Genomic DNA, 25,332 nt, shown 5'->3' on the forward strand with positions numbered 1-25,332 from the left:
TCATTCGGTCGCGGCGAGACGGTCTACGACCCTTGGCACTATGTGCCCGTGCTTGTGCGCAAGCCCGGTGCCTTGCGTAATGGCGCTCCCTTCAAGGACTGGGTGCTGCCCGCAGCGATTGAGCGTGTACGGCGCAAACTCGCCGGTGCCGACGATGGCAATCGACAGATGGTCGATATCCTCAATGCGGTGCTGACAGACGGATTGCCCGCGGTGGAAGCCGCCTGCGCCGAGGCGGTCGCTCATGGCGTTCATTCCGCCGATGTCGTGCTCAACATCCTGGCTCGTCAACGTGAACCTGCCCCACCGGCCAACATCATGACGCCGGCCGCCTTGACGCTTCGCCATGCGCCGATCGCCGATTGTGCCGCTACGACAACCTCCGGAGGACAAACTGATGGAACGAACCCAAATCTTCGATCTCATGGGCGAGCTTAAGCTCTACGGCATGAAGGCCGCCTTCGACGAGATCATGGCGACCGCCGTCAAACGCCAGCACGAACCCCAGCGCATCGTCGGCGATCTGCTCTCCGCCGAGATCAACGAGAAGCAGGCCCGCTCGATCAAATACCAGCTCACCATCGCCAAGTTGCCGCTTGCAAAGGACATCGCAGACTTCCAGTTCGACGCCACGCCGATCAACCAGACGCTTGTCAATGATCTCGCCGGCGGCGGCTTCATCGCCCAGCAACGCAACGTCGTCCTGGTCGGTGGAACGGGCACCGGCAAGACCCATCTGGCCATCGCTATCGCGCGAAGCTGCATCCGATCCGGCGCCCGTGGCCGCTTCTATAACGTGGTCGACCTCGTCAACCGCCTCGAGACCGAGACCCGCAACGGGCGACAGGGCCGGCTTGCCGAGCACCTAACCCGCATGGACTTCATTGTCCTGGACGAGCTCGGATATTTGCCCTTTGCCCAGTCCGGCGGTCAGCTTCTCTTCCACCTCGTCAGCCGGCTTTATGAGCGCGCCTCCGTCCTCGTCACCACCAATCTGGCATTCGGCGAGTGGCCGAGCGTGTTCGGCGATGCCAAGATGACGACCGCGCTGCTCGACCGGCTGACTCATCACTGCGACATCGTCGAGACCGGTAACGACAGCTGGCGCTTTAAAAGCCGCGACGACGATCAAACAACCCGCGCTCGCGCCGTCTCCGCAACCCCGGCCAGCTCCGACGCCGCGAGCGCTACCATCAAGACTCGCCGATCAAAGGGGTCCCCTTTGGACGCCGATCGGGGGTCCCAGTCCAACGCCGATTGACAGCTGGGCCAGATCGGCCACCGTCGCCTGCTCCCGCACCGCTTCCAGCGCGATCTTTGCCTTCAACGCCGCGTCGATCTTCCGTCGTGTCTTCTTCGTCATCATGCCCTCCGTCTATCAAACGGAGCGGCCCTTTTCCAACTTAGCCTCTGGTCCCAAAACCGGGGTCCATTTCAGACATCAGTGCCTCATCCTAGTGGTGGCTGCAGCGAGCCGGGACAAGTACGGCGCCGGGCTTAAATTGGCCCGGCGGCGGTAAGGTTCAATCTGTTGGGATGCCAACTCAAAGGCCCGCTGGTTCACTGGCGGGCCTACCACCAATAAGCAACCCCTGCCGGTTTACGACAGGGGCTGCCGCGGATGGATGGCCTGAGGCTAGCGCCGGGGCGTCTAGGTGTCACGCCAAGGACCCGCTGAAAGTCAACGCCGCTCGGCGCCTCGCAGCTAGCAGATTTGTTAAGCAGCGCGCACAAATAAGCGGCTTCTTAGGGCCGTGTCGGGTTCGATCACGTGTACCAGGGCGGAATACACGTTTTGGTTTTACCAATTGTTCTGCAGTACGCATTGCGACCACCAGTCACGCTAGCGGTTCGCCAGCTTGACCGATCGAAAAGCGGTCGCGCAAGCCGTGGTCCCCCGACACACGGGCTTTCTAACTCAACGATGCTGCGATATTTTAAAAGCCATGCCTCGGAGCGCAAACCGTAACCTGCCGAAATCTGCAGACCTATTGGCCGCCAAGGACGAGCTTCTTGCTGGTCGACGGATCGTCATTGGTGCTTCGGCTGGACCGCGTCTTAGCGGGAAGAAAGGCATCGTTCTTGGTCAGGGAGCGACGGCCACTCAGGTCAAGGTGCTCTTAGACGGTGCCAAGGGCTACGTGATTCTCCATGCGCGATACGTTGATCTATTCGAGGATCGATCCGCTACCGAGGGGGTCTAGAATGACCGAAATGAAGGCGCGGTACGTTGTTTGGTATGAGCGACCGGTGACCGGCCGGTTCACCGTACTGGATCTTTCACTAGATGTGCCTGCGATCGGAAAAGGCGGGAAGCCTCTGTCTGGCTTGTCGCACTCCATTGCTGAAGCAGAGGCCGATAGACTGAACGCTGCCCGCAGCCGACCGAGGGGCCCAGAAAGGGGATGGACGGAAAGGGGCAATTGAACCGCCGGGCGACGCATCGTCGGCGCTTAAAGCGCTAGGAAATAACGAAGGCCGCAGTGATTGAAGTCGCCGCGGCCCGCGCATGGTCAAATCAGACCGGGTAAAAAGATCTAAGTGAAATATGGCCAAATGCACTATGCGACCTGATCATCCTTTGTGGGACTTCTGGATGCTCGGGGACAAGTGGCCGATCCGAACGGATCGGCCACTTCTGACGTTCGCGACTAATCGCTGCGACCGGCAATTTTGGCCTGCTTGATCTGTTGCAGCACCTGGTCGAGGTTGTAGCTCGCCGGGTCCTGGAGCGGCGGGTACGCAATATAGGTCTCGAGTTCCTTCAGCCACAGCGACTGGCCGATGGGCAGCATGTTCCAGTCATAGACGTAGGCTGTAGAAGGGGAGCCGATTGTGCCGCCCAGACCCATGAGTGTCTTGTATTGTGAACCGATCGAGGTCTCGAACGGGTCTCGCTTGATATTGACGACCTGGGCCCAGTGATAGGGAGCCGCACCGGCAATAAAGCCCTGCGGCGCGTCGGATACCATCGTGAAGTAGATCTTCCAGTTCTTGTAGCGGACCGCCGACGGATCCTTGCCCGAATAGTAGAAGAAGGTATCGCGCGCCGACGTTTCCGAACGCCCGGAAAGGTATTCGGTCTGATCGACGCCATCGAGCGTCGTCTTCACGATGCCGGGATATTGACCGGCCTCGATACGCTTCTTCAGCGCATCTCCCTTTGCGCCACCGGCGATGTTGACAAACGTCGGCAGCCAGTCGAGCGCCGCGAATATCTCGTTCTTGATGGTGCCGGGCTTGATGACCCCCGGCCAGCGAACGACCAACGGAGCGCGCATGCCGCCTTCCCAGGTGCTCAGCTTGCCGCCCTTGAACGGAGCGGTGCCGCCGTCCGGAAAGGTGATGGTTTCGGCGCCGTTGTCGGTGGTGAACACGACGATCGTGTTGTCGAGCTGACCCATGTCCTGGAGCTTCTTGAGCACATAGCCGATGTTGTCATCCATCTGCTTCATGCCGGCCTCGTTGAGGCCCCAGTCCTTGCCGCCGGGCTCGCCGACCATGGCCGCGTACTTGTCATTCAGCACGGTCGTGATGTGCATGCGCGCAGGGTTGTACCAGTCGTGCCCGTTGCGGGTGAATAGCCGCACGGTCTTTCCGTGGCGCTCGACGCGCAGGCGATAGCCGTCATACTTGATTTCGTGGATCCAGTCGGGCCCGGCCGGCACCACCTTGGCGGCGGTCGGCAGGCAAAATTCGAACGCGGTACGCATGCTGCGGAGATAGGGATCGTCTTTCCCATAAGAAGGGGCAGCATTGTCGGTTTTGACCCGAAGCCGACTATCTTGTCCCCAGGAGCCCAAAACGGACGTCCATTCGTTTGCGTCGATCTGACACCAAGTCCGCGGGCGAGACAGAGGAACATCAATTCAGCGCGCCCGTTGAAGCCTTTCATCGAGAGGAGGCCAAAATGAAGCTTGCCACAATTCTGGTTCTCGGTTCCCTCGCCATTGGCTCAGCAGCGAGAGCAGACCAACCCGGGCCTGACTGGATGCCGATGGAGCAAGTGAAGGCCAAGGTCATGGAGTCGGGCTATTCGCAGGTCACTAAGCTTGAAGCCGACGACGGCCAATGGGAGGGCGAAGGCATCAAGAACGGACAGAAGATGGAATTCCACGCCGACCCTAAGACCGGCGTGATCGTGCGCGAAAAGCCAGACCACTAGCTTTGAGAAGATGCAAGGTGGGTGGCCAGTTGAGCCGCCCCCTGGGGGCATTACAGTATTGACGCATCAGCATCTGGCCCGAAACGACAATCGGGATCGCACTGCAAATGCGCACCAAGGATGTCACCAAAGCCGCCGCGCTCTATATGCTCAAGAATGGTCTTGCGAGCTATAAGGAAGTCGCCGAGCTTTCCGGTCGATCACGGCAACTCATTCGCATTTGGGGCGGGAAGGTTGGTGCACCGGGAGCCCGAAAACGATATCTGAAGAAGGTCTGGACCCGCGCTAAACGGTTGCGCGGTTGACCGCTGGGTTCGAGGCCGCAGTTGCGAGCGCGTGGTCTACTTCGGAAACAACTTGTCCCGGATGTAGCGCGACGTGGGCGTGAGTCTGATGCCGCGCGGCTTGCGCCAAGCCGCTTTGTCGATCTCGTTCTTATCGCCGATCCTCAGGGCACCGGACGCCTTCTTGGCCACAAAGATCGCGTCGCTCATCTGTCGTCCGGACTGACGGTTTTTTCCCTTTACCTCTTTCCAGAGCTTCACTGGCCCAAGTTTTAGCTTCGGCAGTTCCTCGGTGATCTCGCGGCGAAGACACTTCCTCTCACTTTCACCCGCACGCTTACGGCCGCCCGGGAACGCCCAGCGCTTATCGCGCCGTCGTCGGACCAGAAGTACTCGCCCATTCTTAGCGGCGACAAGTTTCGAGGATTTAGCCATCTTCCTACGAATCGATTTCACAATCCGGCATCAGTTTACAGCGGGGTTCGCCCGAGCTATGGCTGATTTTGGGTGACGCGGCCTGATCAGGCGGCGTGGCTTTCAGTGTTCGGAATGACTTCGATTCCGTCGATGAACTTTACACCGGCGATGACTTTCGGCAACTGGTTCGTGCTCTTCAATCGCCGCCAGGTCTTCGATGCGGCGTCGATGAGCTTGAACACCATCAGCTTTGCAGTTTGTTGCGACAGCGATCCCTTGGTCCGCACCGTTCGGTGGCGCACCGTGGCGAAGACGCTCTCGATCGGGTTCGAGCTGCGTAGGTGGATCCAGTGCTCAGCAGGGAAGTCGAAGAAGGCGAGCAGCGCATGGCGATCCTTGATCAGGCACTCCACCGCACGTCCGTATTTGACGTGGTATTTCTCGACGAAGACGTCGATCGCGGTTTCAGCTTCGGCCCGGTGTGGGGCCAGATAGATGTTCCGCAGGTCGTTCTTCATGGGGCCCTGCACGGATTTGGCGACCTTGTCGAGTACGTTGCTCACTTTATGGCACCAGCATCGTTGGTGCCGCGTGCCGGGAAAGGCCTCGTCCAGTGCCTTCCAGAAGCCGAGGGCGCCGTCGCCGATGGCGAGTTGCGGGGCAATCCGTAACCCGCGTTGCCGCAGGTCGATCAGGAGTTCGCGCCAGCTCTGCGCGCTCTCGCGCACGCCGACCTGGAAGCCGATCAGCTCCTTCTTGCCTTCCGGCGTGGTGCCAATCAGCACCAGCATGCATTCGCTGTGATCTTCCATGCGGGCCTGCAGGTACACGCCATCGGCCCAGATGTAGACATAGCGACGCGCCGACAGATCGCGTCTCTGCCAGCGTTCGTACTCGACCTGCCAATCGGCCTTCAGGCCGGCGATCACCGAAGGCGACAGGTTCGGCGCATCCTTGCCGAGCAGCGCCGAGAGCGCCTCCTGGAAGTCGCCGGTCGAGATGCCGCGCAAATAGAGGACCGGGATCAAGGCATCCAGGCTCTTCGTCCGCCGCGCCCATAGCGGCAGGATTGCCGAACTGAAGCGGAGGCGGTCGCCTGGCCCGCTCGCTCCGCGGTCGCGGACCTTGGGACGAGCGACCTCCACCGGACCGATGCCGGTCGCAATCTCGCGCACCGGACCGTGCCCATGTCGGACCAGGCGCGCTCGACCGTCGGGCAGCGTCAGATTGGCCGTGCTGGCCAGAAACGCGCCAACCTCGATCTCGATCGCCCTGGCAAGCAGGTCCCGCGCGCCGGCACGAACGATATCGGTCAGTGGATCATCAACCGCGGACGGCTGACGGAAAGCAAGAACATTGGTAGTCTCGGTCATGGCGTATCGCTCTCCTCGAGAGGTTCTGGCAGGCTCGTCACCCGCCTCGATACGCCGCCTTCCTCACACCGTCATCACCCAGATTCCGCCATAGCTCGGTTCGCCCCGCAGTGAAGAGCATCGTTCCCCTATGATTACGGAGCAATCGGTTTACGTCCACGTCGCTGGTTCGCGCTGGGCCAACGACTGGTCGCGCTGTGCGTATCGGGCGGGTGAGCGCCGAAGGCGGCTCTTGTGGACCCGCCGATGAAGTCGCCAGCGACCGTTCGGCGCTACTGCGAAGGCGCTTGGGGCCGCTCACAAGGCACAGTGCCGCCAGCCGTCCTTGTCGACCTCCACCCGAAAGCCTTCCGGCATGCGCGGCACTTCACCTTCGCCAGCAGCGTTGCAGGCCGGGCAGGGTGCGCCAGCGCCGCCACAGGTGCAGGCGCGCGCGCCGTCCCAGGGGCGGTCCGGGTGGTTCTCGCAAACCCAGCCGAGATCGTCACAGTTGGCGCACGTCGTAGCCATTGCACCGGCCGCCAGGGGCTTTTCGTCGCTGGGCATCAGGCGACTCCGCGCAAGGGCAGCGCTAGCTGCATGTCGAAGCGCCTTGTGGCGTTGGCGATGATGAAGGCTTGCAGTGCAGAAGAGACCTCAGTGTCAGTGTCAGATGCGCGCTGGGCCAGTGCGTCGGCGACGTCGGAAGTCGCATCTCGCGACCACCCCTCGATGGGATTGAAGGACACAATCCGAACTGGATAGGCGACTGGCCGGACGGGAGATTTCGCAAGATCGTCTCGAGGTCGGTCTCAGCCTCGTCGGTCTCGCGCCAGGCGCAACCGGCGCGCGCGCCAAAGTCTTCAAGCACCAGATAGATGTCGCGGTCGAAGCGGTCAGCCGGCACGATCGAGGGCGCGGAACGCATACGCTACTCCGATCGACAAGGGCGGAGACACGGCCCCGGCTGCAGGGGACGAGGGGGGTAGGCCGGGGCCGCTCCGCCAGCTCTGGCAGCGAGCCGGCGACGACTCAAATAAGCGCCCGTGCTCGTCGTTCCTATTGGGATCACTCCAAAAAATTGGCTCGTGCCCGACCTTAGGAGAGCCCTGACGGTACTTAACCTCAATGTCCGAAGCTGATCTTTGACTGGCCTTACGGCAAAAGGGAGGCTGAGCTCTTGATCAACATTGCTGAGTGCCGAGAACATACTGACCTCTACAAGAGACTTTCTCGCGCGAGCGGTATTTCCAAGGATCGCGTCGCCGTCTTGAAAAACATTGCCCGAGGAATGAGCAGAGGTAGGATGCCGGCACTGCTTCCGGCGTCAGTCCCAGTTTGATTTGGGTGTGGCCTGCTTTACGAAAAGAACAATTTGAGGTCGGCGTCGTTCTGGTCTGATGAGACGGTATTACTTTGACATCAGAGAGGGTGACGAGATTTTCCCGGATGAGGAAGGTCTGGAGCTCTCAACCATAGAGAAGGTGCAGGAAGAGGCGGCGCGCTCGCTGGCCGATATGGCCCGAGATTGCCGTCGGCACCCTAGCCCGTCCTATTCGTGAGAGTGCGGGTTTTTGGCCCGATTGATGCGGCCGCACATCTTGTCTGACGAGGCGCACAGGATTGCCTTCGGCTTTTCACCGCCTGACGACCCGTACTTTGCAACGCGCTTGAGGTATAGGTTGGGCGAACGGGGGGCGGACGCCCCGCCGGTCAAGGACCGAGCGGCAGCAACGCGCCTGGCAAGCCGCGGATCAGGTCGGCTTCGGGACATGCCGCGGCAAACGCAAGGCGAATGCGGCTCGTGGTCTCGACCACACGGGCAGCGATTTTCAAGAGACGAAGACGCAGCGTCGCGAACTCGGCAGCGGCCAATTCCCGGGCTTTGGGAATGGCGTCGCGCACGGTCAGCATCAGCCAATAAGCGGCCGTATGGAGCACGAGACGGACCTGGTTGGCGAGCGCCGAACGGCAGCTGGTGCGGTCGGAGGCGAGCTGTGTCTTATGCAGCTTGATCAGATTCTCTGCTTGGCCGCGCGCGCAATACAGGCTGTCGTAGATCCACTCGGCCGAGCCGACATCGAGGCTGGTGACGACGAAGCGGATGTCGAGGCCGAGCATCGTCGCCTCAATACGGGCGACAGTGCGCCGTTCGCGATCCCAGGACTTTGCCTTGTGGCGCGTCTCGGTATAGCCACGCAGAACCGGCAGGTTCTCGATGGCGCGTCGCGTGCGGATGTCGTCGGCGACCTCGTCGACTTTTCTGGCGAGAGGCTTGGTGCCGGACAGACCGAAGATGTAGTCGATGCCGTTGGTCTCGCACCACGCCATGGCCTCCGGCCGGGCATAGTGCCCGTCGCCACGGAACGTAATTTGCGTGTTGTGCCATCGCGTCCGGATATGCCGTACCAGGCGGCGCAGATGGGCACGCACCTCGACGCCGCCCGGCGTCTTGCCGGGCCGCAGCACGACGGCCACGGGCCGGCTCTTCTCCGTGTCGTAGACGTGGATCGGCAGGAAGCAGCGTTCGTCATAATGAGCGTTGAACAGCGAGAGCTGCTGATAGAGCTGGCCCCGGTTGTTTGGACAGCGCCCCGCTGGATTTAAGTGGATTCCTGCCGGGTTATGCTGAACGCGGGGCTTTACGGTTTTGTCGTTGCGTCGGGAGGGCGTAGCCCGACCAGAGCGACGACAAAACCGTCGGCGACGGTCATGCGGCCATCACCATAGCTTGCGTGCCGAAGTAAGCCTCGTCGGGCGTGCGCCCGTCAAGGCTCGAGTGAGGGCGTCCCTGATTGTAGAAGGCCAGATACTTGGCAATTGACGCTCGCGCCTCGGACACGCTGTCGTAGGCGCGGAGATATACTTCTTCGTATTTGACCGTGCGCCAGAGCCGCTCGACAAACACGTTGTCGCGCCAGGCGCCCTTGCCGTCCATGCTGATGGCGATCTTCGCGTCCAGCAGCACATCGGTGAACTCGAGGCTGGTGAACTGGCTGCCCTGATCCGTGTTGAAAATCTCGGGCCTGCCGTGCTTCGCCAACGCCTCCTGGACCGCTTCGACGCAGAAGGCCGCCTCCATTGTGATCGAGACGCGATGGGCCAGGACCCGTCGGCTGAACACATCGACGACCGCCGCGAGATAGACGAAGCCACGCCGCATCGGAATGTAGGTGATGTCCATTGCCCACGCATGGTCGGGCCGCTCGATCTTCAATCCGCGCAACAGGTACGGGTAGATCTTGTGACCCGGAGCCGGCTTGCTCGTGTTCGGGCGACGATAGACCGCCTCGATCCCCATGCGCTTCATCAGCGTCGCGATGTGGCGGCGACCGGCGTATACGCCCTCCCGCCGCAGCAACGATCGCAGCATACGCGCTCCCGCGAAGGGATAATCGAGATGCAGCTCATCGAGCCGACGCATCAAGGCAAGGTCCTCGGCCGAAACTGGCCGAGGTTCATAGTAGACCGTGCTGCGAGCCAGCTTCAGGACCTTCGCCTGGCGCACGATAGAAAGATCATGATCGCGGTCGATCATCGCTTTGCGCTCAGCAGGCCCGCCTTGGTGAGCGCGCCGGACAAAAAATCGTTTTCCAACGCCAGCTCGCCGATCTTGGCATGTAACGCCTTCAAATCGACCGGCGTCTCGGCCGATGTCTTGTCATGCCCAAACACGCCGGCGGCGCCTTCCAGGAGCTGGTTTTTCCAGATCGTGATCTGGTTCGGATGAACATCAAACAGTTGCGCCAGCTCCGCCAGTGTCTTGTCGCCTTTGACCGCAGCCAAAGCAACCTTCGCCTTGAATGCCGGAGAATGCGTCCGGCGGCTCTTCTTCGTCATCTTCGCTCCTGATTCGCAGCAAGAATCCTCGCCGCTGTCAGGCAGAAAATCCACTCAAGCTACTGTCCGAATTTGCGGGGCCAGCTCTGATGGCCGTGGACGACGTCGCAGGTATCATCGATGTCGAGCGTGACGGATGCCGGCTCGCGCGGGTAGCTATCCATCCATGCGTCGACCAAAATGTAGGTCAGCCGGATCACGTCGCGCAGGCGCGGAGCATTCTCCAGCCGCGACAGCGTCGGCTGGGAACACAAATCCCGGCCCGTGTCCGGCAGCCGTCCGCAGGCCAGTTTGAATGCCGGATCGGACCTCAGATGATCGAGGTCGTCGGCGTCCTCGTAGCCGCAGCAGATCGCGAACATGCGAGCGCGGAGCATATCGACCAGGCTGTGCACGACCCGCGTCGGATCGCGCCGATCCGGGAACACCCGGGCCAGATTGTTGGCCAAACCGAGACGCCGCTCGGCCATCGCCAGAAGCATCACGCCCCCGTTCGAGGTTAGGCGCCCACCATCGAAGGCAGCTGTGACTTTCTTGGCGTGAACGGCTGGAAACGAGAAGGGCGGAATCGTATCGTCGGTCATGGCGGGCGTGGCGTTCGCGGTTGGAGGTGATGGGGTTGGCTTCGCAACCGAATCCTACGCCGCATCAGCGCTTTACCCCTCAGGCGCACTCTTACGAATAAGACGGGTTAAGTTGAAGAAAGATTGAGTGACTCCCGATCATTTCTGTGCCGAAACGTGGAGTCGCGGTCGTGCCGCGTCCAAAGAAACCGGCGCGAGCGGCCTATTAGACGCGGTAGGTGATCAGCCTCCGAAACGAGACTATCAAGCATGAAGAGATCGAGCGCGAGGCAGAGGTTTTATTTGTGTTGAATTCTTGCTTCTCGATAGTGGTCTGAAATCGTATCATCGGTCATGGCGGGCGTGGCGTTCGCGGTTGAAGGTGATGGGGTGGCTTCGCAACCGAATCCTACGCCGCATCAGCGCTTTACACCACGCTCGCCAGCCTCTCAGGCGCCCTCTCGCGAATAAGACGGGCTAGTACCCGGAATCAGAGCTGAGTGATACGGCGGCCTTTGAAACGGCGTTGACGGACCTTTTTCTTGGTCCAGACGAAGGGCTCGGCTCTGTCGTTGTATGCGTTGACGTAGGCATCGATGTGTTCCTGAAGCTGCTTGAGGCTCGTGAAGGAGGTGCCGCTGAGCGACTGCCCCTGCAAGATGGAAAACCATACTTCGACCTGATTGAGCCATGACGCACTTGTCGGCGTGAAATGAAATTGCACGTTGGGGTGGGCCTTGAGCCAGTCCTCGTTCTTTTTATGGGTGTTGAGGTTGTCGAGGATGACGTGAAGCTTGCGGTTCGGAAAAGTCGCGGTGACGCTGTTCATGAAATCGAGAAACTCGACGCGGCGCCGGCGTTTTGAATGGGTCGCGATGATCTTTCCGGTGGCGACTTCGAGCGCCGCAAACAATGTTGTGGTGCCATGCCGCTTGTAATCGTGGCTTTGGCCGGTTAAGGCGCGGCCATTGGGCAACTTCAGATAACCCTGCGCTCGCTCCAAAGCCTGGATCGAGGGCTTCTCGTCCACGCACAGCACAATGGCCTTCGCCGGCGGCGCGACATAGAGGCCGACAACATCGGCGGCTTTGGCCGTAAAGTTCGGGTCGTTGCTCTCGCACCAGGACTTGCGAGCCACCAGGTCAATCTTGTGGCTGCGCAGGAACCGCCAGACATATTGGACATCGACATCGCCCAGCGCCTCGGCCAGCAGGGGGCCGGTCCAGCGCGCAAACCCTTGCGGTGGCGGCTTATCCAGCAGCTTCAGAATCCGCTTGTCGGTCGTCTTCGTATAGATCGGCTGCTTGCCAGGCCGCGGCTTGTCTTGCAGCCCTTCAAGGCCATGGTCGGCATAGCGATGCCGCCAAAGGCTGACAATCCGCGGCTGGACCCCAACTTCCTTGGCGATCGACCGGGTGCTGCGCCCATCCGCCGCCAACAGAACTATCCGCGCCCGCTTCAAATCGCGCTGCAACGTCACCGGAGAGCGATAACACGCCTCAAGCACCTTGCGATCTTTCCTCGAAAGGTGGACTTCTCTTGCTTCGGGTATCATCCCGACCTTGAATCACGACTCACGTTCCAAGAAAAGTGGGTACTAGGGACCAGTGGCCGACAGATGTCGATTGAAGTCCGGGACGACAGCGGTCCGGTGCTCCACCTCAAATTCACATTCGCGGTCGAACGGCGCAGGCATTGAGGCCGCCTCCGTTGGCGGGCTGTGTTCCTTCTGTCGGGAACCCGAGTTCTGGTTTATGGTCCCGAGATCACCGCCCAGTCCGAGGCGTCCATCGGTGACTGAGAGTGCTTCATGCTCCCGCCCCATATGCGAGCGGAAGCATGTGTGAAAAGTGCACTCTGTACGACGATAAGATCGCCCGATATCGACGATTGTCACTCGGGATCAACGACCGGCAAACACTGGACGAAATTGCAATCCTGATCGCACAGGCGACGGAAGCGAAGGCCGCCAATCACCCCCCCGACCCGAAAGAGTAGGGCCGCCTAAGTTTGGCGGCTTCGGTCATTGACCTCTTCAGCCTGCGCCGCCGCTAACAGCGTTTCTGAACTCACTCGAAGCATGGCGGGCTTTCACCTTAACAAAAAAACCACGGCAGAATACTCAACATGCGCAAAGGGGCCGGCTGTGACCAATCCAAGTGAGACACGAGGGCATGAACGCCGGCTGGCGGATTTCATTCGGCAAAACCACGCCGCTATCGTCAAGGAATGGATCGATTTCGCGCGAACTATATCGCCGGCCAGCGACAAGATGACGAAGCTAGCTTTGCAAGATCATGTCGTGGATATTCTCGGGTTTATTGCAGACGACCTCGAATCTGCGCAGACTGCGCGAGAGAGGTTTGATAAATCGCGCGGCGTGGGCCCTCCAGAAAATCCGTTTTCCGAGAGCGCGGCTGAGGTTCATGCCGCTCTTCGCCTTGCCGATGGTTTTGACATCGACCAGATGGTCTCCGAATACCGGGCGCTTCGCGCAAGTGTTGTGAAGCAATGGGTGGCTCATCATCAAGGGCTGGCTGCAACCGATGTTGAAGACCTCACGCGATTCAATGAAGCGATTGATCAGGCTGTCACGGAGTCGGTAGCTCACTACACTAAGACGATTAATGACTCCCGCAATTTGTTCTTGGGCGTGCTGGGTCATGATTTGCGCAACCCCATAGGCGCGGTTTCGATGGGTGCTCAGTGGATGGAGCGATCCGGAATAACAAATCCGAAACAGGCAAAGGTGGTTTCGGAGATTAGGACGGCGGCCCGTCGGGCGACACAAATTTTAAATGACTTACTCGATCTCACGCGCTCGTCCTTCGGTACTGAAATTCCAGTTGTAAAGACCAAAATCGACATGGTGGCGCTCTGTCAGGAGATAGCGGATGAGCTGCGCGCCATCCACACGGATCGTGATTTTGAGGTCACGCACGACGGAGATCCTACGTGCTCGTGTGACGCTGCGCGCCTGGGGCAGGTGCTGTCGAACCTGATGGGCAACGCCATCCAATATGGCGACCGAGAGCAGCCTATCACTGTGAGGATCGCAGGCAACGCCCCCGACACCGTCACAATAGCCGTGCACAACATGGGTTCACCAATCCCCCCGGACACACAAAAATTAGTATTTCAGTCTTGGATGCGCGGCCAGGACGTCAGCGATGAGTCTGAGCACAGTACACATCTGGGCCTCGGTCTCTATATCGCGAAATTAATCGTCGAAGCCCACGGCGGCGAAATTTCTGTCGCCTCCAACGAACAAACGGGAACGACATTTTCCCTCCGACTTCCGCGCAGTTGAACTCGCAGGAGCAGGGCTACACACTTCAAGGCTGTCCTTGGGCGAAGAGAACGGCCCCGGCTCCGGAGGGATCAAGGGGTAGGCCGAGGCCGCTCCGCCGGCTGTGGTCAGCGAGCCAGCGACGATTCAAATATTCGGCCGCCCTTGTGTTCCCTTTGAGTCCTTGTCCCGCAAGAAAAGGGCCCCAGCTCAAATGGGGGATGAGCCGGGGCCTAGAGGTTACCCTCGACGAGCCTCGAGGGCGTCGGGAAAACTTGGCAAAAGCGACGATGTTCCTGGCTCGGCAGAACCCCCTCGGCCAACAAACGTCAACGGTGCAGGGTAGCACCAGATGCACGCCGATCGTGCGGAACGTCGCAGCACGGGCCGCAGGTGCCGGACGAGACCGGACCCTGCGGCCGAGCGCGCGCTGTGTGAAACAGGCCACAGGCAGGGGAGATTTAGGACTTGGCTGGGAACATCTATGTTGCGCCCGGCTTGTGTTCTGCGGTGACGGTCTCGGTCCCACGAGACAGAAGCCTGTCCGGAAGCCGCAGCATCATCACGCCCCCCGGCCCGATGCTGGGGCCTCCACGGGCAGAGGATTCAAAGATGGGTCCCAATGCCAATACGGTTTTGGGCGTTCTGCTGGCGGCCGCCCTCGCGTACGTCATTTTTGTGCATTAGGCGCTGGCCTGTTTCCGATCGCGGTGGCTTATGTAGGGGAGTGGCCTTTACCTTCGGTGACTGGTGCGAGGTGATCAAAATTGACCATAAGTCCGGTAGCGTACATGCCAGACTAGCCCCATCACCGCGCAGCCCTTGGCATCTATCGGTGATGAGAACGCCATCACGCGCTCCCGCCTCCTTCCCTTTGGACAGGAGCTGGCGCCATGCACCGACGCCGCATCAAGCAAACTACATCTCTTGAAGAACGCCTTGCCGAACAAGCCCAGCGGCTCCGGCAGGCAGCCAAATCGCTTCCGCCAGGTATCGAGCGGGAGCGGGCGATCCGCAAAGCTCGGCAAGCCGAGACCGGCGCTCACATAAGCGAGTGGCTGACCTCGCCGGGTCTGGCACCACCGAAATGATCGGATACCACGCCTACCTCATAGGCTCCGATGGTCACATTCAACAGCGGATCGACCGTAAACGGTACGAGAGGCCCACGGAGCCACGGACTTGGTGCGGACGGCCTACGCACCGCGCTTGAAGCGTATAGGCATCCAGAACTGCCGGAGGGCCTCGACGGTTGCTGGAATGTTGCGCCAGGCGTTTTGGATGATGGGCTGCGTTCCCAGCGTGCGCCGGGCCGGGGGTAGCAAGGGTCGACCGGCGTCGTCGATGCAATGGACCAAGATCGGCCGCAGCATAAGGTGTTCGGTTCCATTCGGGGGGAGAAGCCGCGACCAGACGAGAAGCCGAAGCTTCATGACGGCGTAGAAGCCCATGCACCAGGGCTGCGGGTCGACTTCGCCGTCCGGTGATCGCACGAACAGCGGCTCGAAGCTCTCCGGTCTCGTCGACAGCGTCTCGCTGATAGCGTTGTGGCGCATCAGCGTGGCGGCGATTGCCGAGAACTCCTCGGTGTCGTGATTGAAGGCGTCGGGATCTACGCCGAGGAGCGGGCACACCCATTCCTCGGACGCCATCGAGACCGGCCCGGCGACGACCGCGGCCACCGCGCCATCGAGCATGGAGAGCGACGTCGCCCGCGGATGCCGAAGCGTCGGCGACCTGGCGCGCTTGCTGATCCATTGCCCGAGCCGTTCGAACGACATGGCATAGTCCGCCATCGTCGTCTTGCGTGCTTTTCGCGTTCCCCGCCCTTGCTTCGGCTTCGTCATGCCACGGCCCGCTTTTCGGCTTCGCGTGCGGCCTTCCAGTTCCAGGCCAGAAGTTCGTGAAGCTGGTTGGTCTTCGTGGCGCCGCTCACCATGCGATCGAGAACGTCGACGAGATACGCCTCGGGGTCGAGGCCATTCAATTTCGCTGTGTTAAGAAGCGAAGCGAGTATCGCCCAGGTCTCGCCCCCGCCTTCGTCACCACTGAACAACGAGTTCTTTTTTCCGATCGCAATTGGCCTGATCGATCGTTCGACCGTGTTGGTGTCCGGCTCGAGCCGCCCGTCATCCAGGAACGTCGTCAGGCCCTGCCAGCGTTCGAGCATGTAGTCGATCGCCTTGATGAGCGTCGAGCGGCGGGAGATCCCGTCCTTCACCGCGATCAGACGGGCCCTCAACGCCTCCATCAGCGGCTTCGTCTCGGCCTGTCGCGTCGCGCGGCGTTCCCCAGCATCGAGACCGCGGATCCTCTCCTCGATCGCGTAGACGGCCGCAATGCGCTCGATGACCTCCGCGGCGAAGGGTGAGTTCGTCGTCTTGTGCACCCTCACGAAGTTGCGGCGCGCGTGAACGAGACAATACGCCAGCTGGATCTGGCCCGACATCATCGCATCGCCCGCCAGCGAGGCGTAGGCGGCATAGCCGTCGACTTGCAGCACGCCTTCGAAGCCGGCTAACTGCGCCACGATCTCCTTTTTGCCGCGACCACCTGCGAACACGTAGGCGACCGCCGGCGGCGCCGGCCCCTTCCACGCCCGATCGTCCGTCGCGTGCGCCCAGAACTGGCAGATCCTCGTGCGGCCGCGTCCCGGATCGAGCACTGGCATCGGCGTCTCGTCGCAGAACAGCCGCTCGAAGCCGTGCATAGTCTTCAGTTGCAGATCGTAGAGGCCCCTGACCAGCCACGCCGCGCTCCCCATCCAGCGCGCCAGCGTCTGACGGTCGACGACGACACCCTGACCCGCCAGGATCTGCGTCTGGCGATAGAGCGTCGATTGCCAGGCATATTTGGCCGCGGCGATATGCGCGATCAGCGCCGTCGTTGCCATGCCGCCCTCGACGAGCCGCGCCGGTGCCGGGGCCTGGACAATCGGGCCCTCACAGGAGCGGCAGGCGTATTTTGGACGGATCGTGCGGAGCACACGCAGCCACGCGGGAACCCGATCGAGCGCTTCGCTGCTCTCCTCGCCGATCCGATGCATCTGACCCGTGCAGCACGGGCACAGCGTGGACGCCGGCTCGATCACCCGCTCGACCCGAGGCAGATGCGCCGGCAGCGCGCCGATGTTGCGCTTCGCTTTGCGCCGCTCCGGCCGCGGCGCGTCCGGTTTGTCGTCATTGGCCGGGAGCTGTGAGCCGGCGGTCCGTTCCAGATCAAACGCGATCTGTTCGGCGCAGACGATCGCCGCGCGCTCCGATCGTGCGCCGAAGATCAGGCTCTTCAACGTGGCGATCTCTGCGCGCAGATCATCGTTCTCGCCTTCGAAAGCCAGCACCATCTCGGCAAGAGCCGCAGGGTCAGAGGGGAGATCTTCGGGGCGAAGCGCCATATCGCAGAGCTACACGAACGCACTCGCAATCGCCAGCAAAACAAGACGCTTCAGGCAACCTTCGTCGGCCGCTTCGTCACCTTCGGGACCACACGCGACCACTCCGCAAGACCTTCAATCAGCATCGCCAGTTGCGCCCCCGTCACCGGCATCGTACCCTCGCGAACAGGTGGCCAGGCAAAGCCCCCATTCTCCAGCCACTTCGTCGCTAGAACCATTCCCGAGCCGTCAAAAACCAGTAGCTTCAAACGATCCGATCGCTTCGATCGGAAGACATAAACGTCACCGCTGTAGGGCTTGCCGCCTAATCCCTCCGCTACCAGCGCGACAAGGCCATGAACGCCTTTACGAAAGTCAATCGGCTGCGTCGCGACGAACACACGGACCATTGGACCGAAAGAGATCATCGCGTCGATCTCACCGCCGCCAGCACGCGCTCCAGCGTCGCGGCGTCGACGCCGACGGGCACGCGCACCGTCGCGCCCGCGATCATCACCTCGATCCGCTCGGCCGGATCCGTCAGAACATGCGCCTTATCGATCGCGTTCGGCTGCGCCTCGACGGCGGCCTCGAGCCTGACTTGCACGAACTGCGGCGCTTCGCTCGACGCGAGCCGCGCCTGGCGCCGCCACACACTGAGCAGTCCCCGGTTCACCCCGTTGCGTCGAGCCACCTCGGAAATGCTCGTCTCCGGATCGGCACTCTCGGCCACGATCCGCGCCTTCTCCGCATCGCTCCAACTGCGCCGTCGCCTCTCCCCTGTGATCACCTCGATCCGCTGATAGGAGGCGGCATCATGCCCGTCTTGATGTCTGTCTTGATGCATGGAACGAGCGTCCCTCGCGTTGTCAAATCCACGCGCGAGTCTCGCTCATCCCGTCCACCTAAACGAGGTGGGGTCGTCGTACCGCTATCGATCGACCTCCTATGCGATGCCGACGAGGCCGCAAAGGAACAGGCCGAACAGCTTATGGATGGTCATGACGTAGAGCTGTGGCAACTCAACCGCAGGATTTTGCGAGTTCAAAGCCAAAGAGTGAGGCCACCTCAGTTGGCGTTCGTTGTCGCCGGCCGACCGCCATGAGAGACTGACGGCCGCGTCTCGGAGGGAATACCGATGCGCCTGGCATTGCCTTATCTGGGAATTGGTTTCTGCGCGCTTCTCTCGGGCTGGTTGTTCTTTGCCCTGATCTATTGAGTGAGTAAGCCATCGCCCGAGCTGAGCAAGCGTACATATGTCCCACTCTCGTGGAGCTGGAGCCAGCCGCGCTCGATCGCGTGTTTGAGCCCGGCGCCAAACTCGCTGCGACTGCCCTTCAGCTTGAACAAGAAGGGCGCGTCCTCTCGATATAGATGCGACCGTCCTGCACGGCCGCGACGTCGGCTGCGAGCTTGACGAGCTTGCGCGCGGCTGCCTCCGGATTTGCGTATGGTCGTTCCTCGGCGTGCTTCATCGGCGTGTCCCGTTGGTCGCCTTCGCGGCGGTGATGCGCGCGGTGCGGGTAGCTCGCCGCCGGTTTCCAGCTGTCGAATGTGGTCCCGGATCCTTAAGACCTCGTTGTAGAGATCGTCGACAAGGGGCCGCCCGCGAGAACCGGCGGGCCTTTCGCTCGGTAGCCGGAGTTATCCCACCCTGCGGTCTTGCAGCTGAAACACATTGCTGCCGGTGAGGAATGCGGCCCAATCCTTCATTAGAGCCCGTCGCTTTTCCAACTTTTGGCCTCGCTGATAGGCTGCGGTGGTCTCGCTCTTGTATTTGTGGGCCAGCGCGGCTTCGCGTACGCCGTCCGGATAATCGGTGCATTCCTCCGCCCAAGTCGCGAAGGTTGATCGGAAACCATGGACGGTGACGTGTCCGTAGCCGAGACGATCAAGCACTGCGAGCATTGCGTTTTCTGAGAATGCTCCGCCATCAGGTCCGGCGAAGATTAGTTCGCCTTCGCGTCCATCGCGCAACTCGTCGAGCACCGCCAAGGCGGGGGCAGACAATGGAACGTAATGGTCCTGGTCCATCTTCATTCGGTCGCCCGGAATTTTCCAAGTCGAATTTGGCCGATCGATCTCGGACCACCGCCCCTCGACCGCCTCGTTGGTGCGGCAAGCCGTAAAAATTAGAAAGCGCAACATGGCAGCAGCTCTGCCTGGCGCGCTAGCTAGAAGCCTCAAAAATGCTGGTGCTTCGGCATAGGCCAAAGCGGGATGATGCCGAACGACTCGCTTGGAGCGTTTTGGTAATTTCTCGCGCATCTGCCGTGTCAGTTCGGCTGGGTTGCGGAATTCCGGATCATCGATATCGACGTTCTTTGCGATGATCGTTTCAATTCGGCCACGGACGCGGTTCGCAGTCTCCCGCTTCTCTACCCAGATTGGCTCCAGCAGATCGTGGATGTGGCTTGGCTTGATCTCCGGAATCGTCAGTTTGCCGATGGTAGCATAGGCGTAGCGTTTGAGGGAGGACGGCCATTGATCGCGATGCTTCTCACTCCAGGTCGACCAGTTCGCCCGAATGTAGGCTTCCGCACATTCTTCAAAGGTTGGCAATACCATCTTGGCCACGACGGTTTTTGCCTCGTCGCGTTCTTTTCGCCGTTCTTGAACGATGTCGATACCGGCAGTGCTGCGATCACCTTTAACACGCAGTCGGGCCGCATCTCGCGCAAGCCGCGCATCCTTTAGCGATACCGCCTTCAACGAGCCAAGACCGTGCCACCGCTCTTTGCCGTCTTTCCAATATCTATACGACCAGCTTCTCGAGGTCGGTCCTGTGACGATCAAATACAGGCCGCCGCCATCGGCGTATTTGCCGGGCTTTATGAGGCGCTCTACGTCGAGTGGTCTGAGCCGTCCAGCCATTGTTCCTCCAAGGAATCGTCCTCCGAACCCACGGTCTTCAGCTACGGTCAGTGACCCGATTAGGAAGAACACCAACGAACTGCGAAGTACAGTCGTTCGGCGTAAGTCACTGAAGTTGCTGTGGAGTTCGAACGACCACGAACAGTGGCGAACAATATACTGGCGGAAGGGGTGTCAACCGAAGGGCGCTGAATTCTCGAACGAATTTCGATTTTCTACGGTTCAACCCACGTCTAGCCCCGCATCGCCTTGTCTACCGTGTTCCCGGCGGTTCAATAGTCAAGATAGAGGATCGCCGGGGGTGACCGATGTTCATGACGCTTATGGACGGCGTGGCTCGTGGTTGATCATAATCGGGCTGTGCGTGCTGGTTTTCATTTTCGTGAGCGCCGGGCTCGGCGCCTTGATCGGCAACATAATCGTGGCGCTCCGCCGGATGAGCGCCCGCATTGGCCGACGATAGCCACATTGAGCCTCGTTTGCTCTCCGGGAAGGCTGCCGCCGCGTATTGTAGCGTGACCCTAAACACCTGGTCGAAATGGGTGACAGCCGGCCTAATGCCCAAACCGGTCATCGGGCGCCGTTGGGACAAGCGAGCCATTGACCAGATGCTGGACAAGTTGTCGGGGATTGAGGCGCCTTCCGGGCCTGCCGAGGAAGAGAACCCCTTCGAAAAATGGATGCGGGAAGACGCGATGCGACGAGGAGGAACCTAATTTGACGAATGGGAGCGCAAATACGAAGCGCGGAAGAAACGCTAGGATCGGTCGACCTTGCCTTGAATTCTTGACCAGGGACCATCGAGCGCCAAGAACCTTATTCCTGCCTTTTCCATGGCGGTGACGATCTTAGTCAGTGACTCAGACCGCGCTGGCGCCGGAGGTGCATCATCATGAAGGCGCTTGCCAAAGTGATCGAGATGCCGGCAGACTAGCCGCCGCGTCGGGCGGATGCGCTAACACCCGCCCCGGACGTCACGTTAGCGGCGAAGCTTCCGAAGGGTCAGGCGAAACCATCGCTTGACCCTTTCTCGTTTTCGTTGGCAGGGTTCACGTCCAACCCGGCGATTGGTAGTGCAGCGGCCGATTGAAGTCCGAAGCCGCGTCGGACGCTCTCCACAGTGCAAGCAAGAGGCGACTGACCACCGTCCGGGCGCTTTCGCCGGCGAGGCGAGCAGCCGCGCCGTGATCCGTTTACCGTTGGTTGTGCGGATTGGCATCCCGTCGCCTTCGACCAGCGTAAGCAAGTCCTCGTCGACCGCGTAGAATCCGACCTGACAGCTTCCCAGGTCACCAGGCGCGCCGGATGGATTGCGGGTCGAAACAGTGATTTCGTCGATACGACTATCGTTGCGACAGATGCAAACCGGTGGCGCAAGGTGTTAGAAAATTATGATTGTCCCGATAAGGGATACGTTCTTCCCGGAGCACTCTAACCCGTCTTATTCGCGAGAGGGCGCCTGAGAGGCTGGCGAGCGTGGTGTAAAGCGCTGATGCGGCGTAGGATTCGGTTGCGAAGCCACCCCATCACCTTCAACCGCGAACGCCACGCCCGCCATGACCGATGATACGATTTCAGACCACTATCGAGAAGCAAGAATTCAACACAAATAAAACCTCTGCCTCGCGCTCGATCTCTTCATGCTTGATAGTCTCGTTTCGGAGGCTGATCACCTACCGCGTCTAATAGGCCGCTCGCGCCGGTTTCTTTGGACGCGGCACGACCGCGACTCCACGTTTCGGCACAGAAATGATCGGGAGTCACTCAATCTTTCTTCAACTTAACCCGTCTTATTCGTAAGAGTGCGCCTGAGGGGTAAAGCGCTGATGCGGCGTAGGATTCGGTTGCGAAGCCAACCCCATCACCTCCAACCGCGAACGCCACGCCCGCCATGACCGACGATACGATTCCGCCCTTCTCGTTTCCAGCCGTTCACGCCAAGAAAGTCACAGCTGCCTTCGATGGTGGGCGCCTAACCTCGAACGGGGGCGTGATGCTTCTGGCGATGGCCGAGCGGCGTCTCGGTTTGGCCAACAATCTGGCCCGGGTGTTCCCGGATCGGCGCGATCCGACGCGGGTCGTGCACAGCCTGGTCGATATGCTCCGCGCTCGCATGTTCGCGATCTGCTGCGGCTACGAGGACGCCGACGACCTCGATCATCTGAGGTCCGATCCGGCATTCAAACTGGCCTGCGGACGGCTGCCGGACACGGGCCGGGATTTGTGTTCCCAGCCGACGCTGTCGCGGCTGGAGAATGCTCCGCGCCTGCGCGACGTGATCCGGCTGACCTACATTTTGGTCGACGCATGGATGGATAGCTACCCGCGCGAGCCGGCATCCGTCACGCTCGACATCGATGATACCTGCGACGTCGTCCACGGCCATCAGCAGCTCTCGCTGTTCAACGCTCATTATGACGAACGCTGCTTCCTGCCGATCCACGTCTACGACACGGAGAAGAGCCGGCCCGTGGCCGTCGTGCTGCGGCCCGGCAAGACGCCGGGCGGCGTCGAGGTGCGTGCCCATCTGCGCCGCCTGGTACGGCATATCCGGACGCGATGGCACAACACGCAAATTACGTTCCGTGGCGACGGGCACTATGCCCGGCCGGAGGCCATGGCGTGGTGCGAGACCAACGGCATCGACTACATCTTCGGTCTGTCCGGCACCAAGCCTCTCGCCAGAAAAGTCGACGAGGTCGCCGACGACATCCGCACGCGACGCGCCATCGAGAACCTGCCGGTTCTGCGTGGCTATACCGAGACGCGCCACAAGGCAAAGTCCTGGGATCGCGAACGGCGCACTGTCGCCCGTATTGAGGCGACGATGCTCGGCCTCGACATCCGCTTCGTCGTCACCAGCCTCGATGTCGGCTCGGCCGAGTGGATCTACGACAGCCTGTATTGCGCGCGCGGCCAAGCCGAGAATCTGATCAAGCTGCATAAGACGCAGCTCGCCTCCGATCGCACCAGCTGCCGTTCGGCGCTCGCCAACCAGGTCCGTCTCGTGCTCCATACGGCCGCTTATTGGCTGATGCTGACCGTGCGCGACGCCATTCCCAAAGCCCGGGAATTGGCCGCTGCCGAGTTCGCGACGCTGCGTCTTCGGCTCTTGAAAATCGCCGCCCGTGTCGTCGAGACCACGAGCCGCATTCGCCTTGCGTTTGCCGCGGCATGTCCCGAAGCCGACCTGATCTGCGGCTTGCCCGGCGCGCTGCTGCCGCTCGGTCCTTGACCGGCGGGGCGTCCGCCCCCGTTCGCCCAACCCATCCCTCAAGCGCGTTGCAAAGTACCGGTCGTCAGGCGGCGAAAAGCCGAAGGCAATCCTGTGCGCCTCGTCAGACAAGATGTGCGGCCGCATCAATCGGGCCCAAAAGCCGCACTCTCACGAATAGGACGGGCTAAAAATAACGATATCCCTTACGTTATCAGAAGAAATTTGTTCCGGTCGGGATTCGCTCAAGACGATATTTTCTCGGATTTGAAGGACTGAAAGCTCCTTATGCTATGTTTGACTTTCCCGACGAATCGCGAGCTTAAGCTTCGCTCATTCAGGCGGCGCGCACTAGCCAAGCCGCAAGAGTGATGTGGCCGGCCGACTGCGGCAGGAAAAAGCGGACTCAATTCGAAGTGATTTAACTTCAGCCAATTGTGCTCGTGGAGGAGGCTACCTCCAGGACCTTACTCAGACTTGCAGGAAGGCCCTCATAAAATTTCACGCCACCCGGTCCAATGCTTTTAAGGCGCGCCGCCAGTACCAACCCGATCAACAGCATAAGCGTCGCAGGCTCAAACACCTGAGCGTGAACCTGAGTGGCGTCTGTTATAGCTTTCTTCGCCCATTTGCCAAAATCTGGACCTTGGCCCCGTGGGCTGTCTAAGAAAGCCTCCAACATTATACGACACAGCTTCGCAACTTTCGGATCATCGGATTTCGGATCAACAATCCAATCCTCAATGGGCCCCTGAGCTTGTCTCACTTTCTCAATAGTTTGAGAAACCTCGAATACTTTCGAGCCAGCGACTTTTATCCACTCCTGAACGATGAAATTGGTCGCCCGGATTGCTTGTTCATCGGTCAACTGCGAAACTGAGACCATGTCGTTTCTCCGCAAGTGAGAGACGGTCCAATCTGAGTATCCGAGCATTCTGCGATCATCTAGCGCAGACGATACTATATCTTATCATAAAATTGTTGCCTTCATGTCTCGAAGACAAGCATCTAGAGGAGAAACGAATGAGTATTGCTCCGTTCCCGCAATAACGAGCCCAATGCCGCAACCATCTGCCGTGTATACGAGCGCGCCGCTATCCCCCGCCCTAGAAAAAGGTCCCTTATCGCACCGCACGGCTAGAATATTTGTGTAAATGTAGTGCCGCTCAGTAACGGCTTCAGCGGGGTCGCTATTTGCTACGACAATTCGTTGTCGCTGTAGACCGACTATATCTAAAATACCGCTAGTCAATCCCGTCGTTCGCCCCATCTTGTACACGCGCTGTCCCAATCGATTGGCCACATCTTCACCCCCGATCACCCGCTGGATGGGCATAAGGATATTTGGCCGGTCGGGAGACCAAACCTCAGTCACGTCGGGAATGTCACTTGTATCCTCTACCTTAACCAGCGCTATATCTTCACAGCAGAGGTAATTGTCGGACGCGCATTGAAAATGAGGTAACAACTTAAAGTTTTGCAGCGTACCAATCTCTTCATTGAGCGTTCTGCGCCCATCTGGATCCCCCGGCGAAAGGACTTTGTCGCCTCTTCGTGATCTATTATTCCTGCCCAGGACGTGCGAGGCGCTAATTACTCCAAGCCAATTGCCTTCGGTGCAACGAACGAAGCAGCCTAGGGTGCCAGGATAACCAGACATATGGCCTATTGATGCTCCGGCTTTGCGATCGGGTAGCGACGGAGATTTTGGCAAATGCGATGCCCTCGCGTCCAAAGAATGAGCTTCCGCCGTAAGGCGAGTGACAAAAACTGCCTCAGAACTGCGAACTATCTCTTGAACCAGGGGATCTGCATCATTTTCTGCTAGGATGATGACTTTAAATTCGCCGTGACGGCGGGTAATTCCCCACGAAATTTGATTGTCAGCAGGTCGCCCGGCTAAAATTGCTGGCATTGCTGCATTAAGCGTCTTTAACCGTTCAGCAATTTCAGTTCGAGCT

The 25,332-nt window shown here is 60.2% G+C and carries 19 protein-coding genes and 5 pseudogenes; 8 read left to right on the forward strand and 16 right to left on the reverse strand.

Annotated features, from left to right (window positions below; genetic code table 11):
• Positions 1–438 (forward strand): annotated as a pseudogene (locus J4G43_RS26670) (IS21 family transposase); the annotation flags it as partial.
• The gene (gene istB / locus J4G43_RS26675) at positions 398–1,261 is read left to right on the forward strand and encodes an IS21-like element helper ATPase IstB (RefSeq protein ID WP_208083951.1); all 864 of its coding nucleotides are present in this window, start codon (positions 398–400) and stop codon (positions 1,259–1,261) included. The pseudogene J4G43_RS26670 and the gene istB, both read left to right, overlap by 41 nt.
• Positions 1,262–2,651: 1,390 nt before the next feature.
• Here the strand turns inward: istB and J4G43_RS26680 are convergent.
• Positions 2,652–3,560, reverse strand: a pseudogene (locus J4G43_RS26680) (sulfatase-like hydrolase/transferase); the annotation flags it as partial.
• 350 nt (positions 3,561–3,910) lie between these two features.
• On the opposite strand from J4G43_RS26680, the gene J4G43_RS26685 reads away from it, so the two are divergent.
• Together J4G43_RS26685 and J4G43_RS26690 are read left to right on the forward strand one after the other, a co-directional pair.
• A complete protein-coding gene (locus tag J4G43_RS26685; protein ID WP_039156949.1) occupies positions 3,911–4,165 on the forward strand; it encodes a PepSY domain-containing protein in 255 nt (84 codons plus the stop codon).
• Positions 4,166–4,272: 107 nt separating this feature from the next.
• Positions 4,273–4,470, forward strand: a complete 198-nt coding sequence (locus tag J4G43_RS26690) for a hypothetical protein (protein WP_135217200.1) — start codon at positions 4,273–4,275, stop codon at positions 4,468–4,470.
• 36 nt (positions 4,471–4,506) lie between these two features.
• On the opposite strand, the gene J4G43_RS26695 is transcribed toward J4G43_RS26690, so the two are convergent.
• The 4 genes and pseudogenes from J4G43_RS26695 to J4G43_RS26710 all read right to left on the reverse strand — a co-directional run bounded on the left by J4G43_RS26695 (position 4,507) and on the right by J4G43_RS26710 (position 7,146).
• Positions 4,507–4,884 (reverse strand): NUDIX hydrolase, encoded by a 378-nt coding sequence (locus J4G43_RS26695; protein ID WP_039148570.1) that lies wholly within the window; start codon positions 4,882–4,884, stop codon positions 4,507–4,509.
• 86 nt (positions 4,885–4,970) lie between these two features.
• Entirely contained in the window at positions 4,971–6,239 is a 1,269-nt protein-coding gene (locus J4G43_RS26700; RefSeq protein WP_038952271.1) for an IS256 family transposase, read from the reverse strand.
• A gap of 297 nt (positions 6,240–6,536) precedes the next feature.
• Positions 6,537–6,785 (reverse strand): hypothetical protein, encoded by a 249-nt coding sequence (locus tag J4G43_RS26705; RefSeq protein ID WP_208086804.1) that lies wholly within the window; start codon positions 6,783–6,785, stop codon positions 6,537–6,539.
• A pseudogene (locus tag J4G43_RS26710) lies at positions 6,785–7,146 on the reverse strand (hypothetical protein). The gene J4G43_RS26705 and the pseudogene J4G43_RS26710 overlap by 1 nt, the downstream one beginning before the upstream one ends.
• A gap of 472 nt (positions 7,147–7,618) precedes the next feature.
• Between J4G43_RS26710 and J4G43_RS56055 the strand changes: the two are divergent.
• Positions 7,619–7,780 carry a DUF6894 family protein gene (locus J4G43_RS56055; protein WP_408581366.1) on the forward strand — a complete coding sequence of 54 codons (162 nt, stop codon included), beginning with the start codon at positions 7,619–7,621 and terminating at the stop codon, positions 7,778–7,780.
• A 151-nt stretch (positions 7,781–7,931) separates the two neighbouring features.
• Here J4G43_RS56055 and J4G43_RS26715 read toward each other — a convergent pair.
• The 4 genes and pseudogenes from J4G43_RS26715 to J4G43_RS26730 all read right to left on the reverse strand — a co-directional run.
• Positions 7,932–8,783 (reverse strand): annotated as a pseudogene (locus J4G43_RS26715) (IS1380-like element ISBdi2 family transposase); the annotation flags it as partial.
• Positions 8,784–8,928: 145 nt separating this feature from the next.
• Positions 8,929–10,058, reverse strand: a protein-coding gene (locus tag J4G43_RS26720) for an IS3-like element ISRj2 family transposase (protein WP_129557670.1) whose coding sequence is annotated in 2 segments (ribosomal slippage) — positions 8,929–9,806 and positions 9,806–10,058 — 1,131 coding nt in all. Because the reading frame shifts where the segments join, the coding sequence is not laid out codon by codon here.
• Positions 10,059–10,144: 86 nt separating this feature from the next.
• Positions 10,145–10,642: pseudogene (locus J4G43_RS26725) on the reverse strand (transposase); the annotation flags it as partial.
• Between the two features lie 469 nt (positions 10,643–11,111).
• Positions 11,112–12,176 (reverse strand): IS630-like element ISRj1 family transposase, encoded by a 1,065-nt coding sequence (locus J4G43_RS26730; RefSeq protein WP_208086805.1) that lies wholly within the window; start codon positions 12,174–12,176, stop codon positions 11,112–11,114.
• A 471-nt stretch (positions 12,177–12,647) separates the two neighbouring features.
• Here J4G43_RS26730 and J4G43_RS26735 point away from each other — a divergent pair, with 471 nt between their 5' ends.
• Positions 12,648–13,931: a sensor histidine kinase gene (locus J4G43_RS26735; protein WP_225005113.1), complete on the forward strand. Its 1,284-nt coding sequence runs from the start codon at positions 12,648–12,650 to the stop codon at positions 13,929–13,931.
• 1,175 nt (positions 13,932–15,106) lie between these two features.
• On the opposite strand, the gene J4G43_RS26745 is transcribed toward J4G43_RS26735, so the two are convergent.
• The 5 genes from J4G43_RS26745 to J4G43_RS26765 form a co-directional block, all read right to left on the reverse strand.
• Entirely contained in the window at positions 15,107–15,757 is a 651-nt protein-coding gene (locus J4G43_RS26745) for a UPF0149 family protein (protein ID WP_063712394.1), read from the reverse strand.
• A complete protein-coding gene (gene tnpC, locus J4G43_RS26750; RefSeq protein ID WP_035681142.1) occupies positions 15,754–17,304 on the reverse strand; it encodes an IS66 family transposase in 1,551 nt (516 codons plus the stop codon). Before tnpC ends, J4G43_RS26745 begins: the two co-directional genes overlap by 4 nt.
• Positions 17,305–17,354: 50 nt before the next feature.
• The gene (gene tnpB / locus J4G43_RS26755; protein WP_018273742.1) at positions 17,355–17,711 is read right to left on the reverse strand and encodes an IS66 family insertion sequence element accessory protein TnpB; all 357 of its coding nucleotides are present in this window, start codon (positions 17,709–17,711) and stop codon (positions 17,355–17,357) included.
• On the reverse strand, positions 17,708–18,130 hold the full coding sequence (gene tnpA / locus J4G43_RS56060; protein WP_018273743.1) for an IS66-like element accessory protein TnpA: 423 nt from the start codon (positions 18,128–18,130) through the stop codon (positions 17,708–17,710). The genes tnpB and tnpA overlap by 4 nt, the downstream gene beginning before the upstream one ends.
• A gap of 797 nt (positions 18,131–18,927) precedes the next feature.
• The gene (locus J4G43_RS26765) at positions 18,928–20,157 is read right to left on the reverse strand and encodes a tyrosine-type recombinase/integrase (RefSeq protein WP_208086806.1); all 1,230 of its coding nucleotides are present in this window, start codon (positions 20,155–20,157) and stop codon (positions 18,928–18,930) included.
• Positions 20,158–20,606: 449 nt separating this feature from the next.
• Between J4G43_RS26765 and J4G43_RS26770 the strand changes: the two genes are divergently transcribed.
• Together J4G43_RS26770 and J4G43_RS26775 are read left to right on the forward strand one after the other, a co-directional pair.
• Positions 20,607–20,873 carry a helix-turn-helix transcriptional regulator gene (locus J4G43_RS26770; RefSeq protein ID WP_210387364.1) on the forward strand — a complete coding sequence of 89 codons (267 nt, stop codon included), beginning with the start codon at positions 20,607–20,609 and terminating at the stop codon, positions 20,871–20,873.
• A gap of 1,175 nt (positions 20,874–22,048) precedes the next feature.
• Positions 22,049–23,392 (forward strand): IS1380-like element ISBdi2 family transposase, encoded by a 1,344-nt coding sequence (locus J4G43_RS26775; protein WP_208084232.1) that lies wholly within the window; start codon positions 22,049–22,051, stop codon positions 23,390–23,392.
• Positions 23,393–23,798: 406 nt separating this feature from the next.
• Here the strand turns inward: J4G43_RS26775 and J4G43_RS26780 are convergent, their stop codons facing one another.
• Both J4G43_RS26780 and J4G43_RS26785 read right to left on the reverse strand, forming a co-directional pair.
• Positions 23,799–24,257 carry a hypothetical protein gene (locus tag J4G43_RS26780; protein ID WP_208086807.1) on the reverse strand — a complete coding sequence of 153 codons (459 nt, stop codon included), beginning with the start codon at positions 24,255–24,257 and terminating at the stop codon, positions 23,799–23,801.
• Positions 24,258–24,341: 84 nt separating this feature from the next.
• Positions 24,342–25,286, reverse strand: a complete 945-nt coding sequence (locus J4G43_RS26785) for a hypothetical protein (protein WP_208086808.1) — start codon at positions 25,284–25,286, stop codon at positions 24,342–24,344.
• Positions 25,287–25,332: the final 46 nt, after the last annotated feature.

This window comes from Bradyrhizobium barranii subsp. barranii (assembly GCF_017565645.3).
Taxonomy (GTDB): domain Bacteria; phylum Pseudomonadota; class Alphaproteobacteria; order Rhizobiales; family Xanthobacteraceae; genus Bradyrhizobium; species Bradyrhizobium barranii.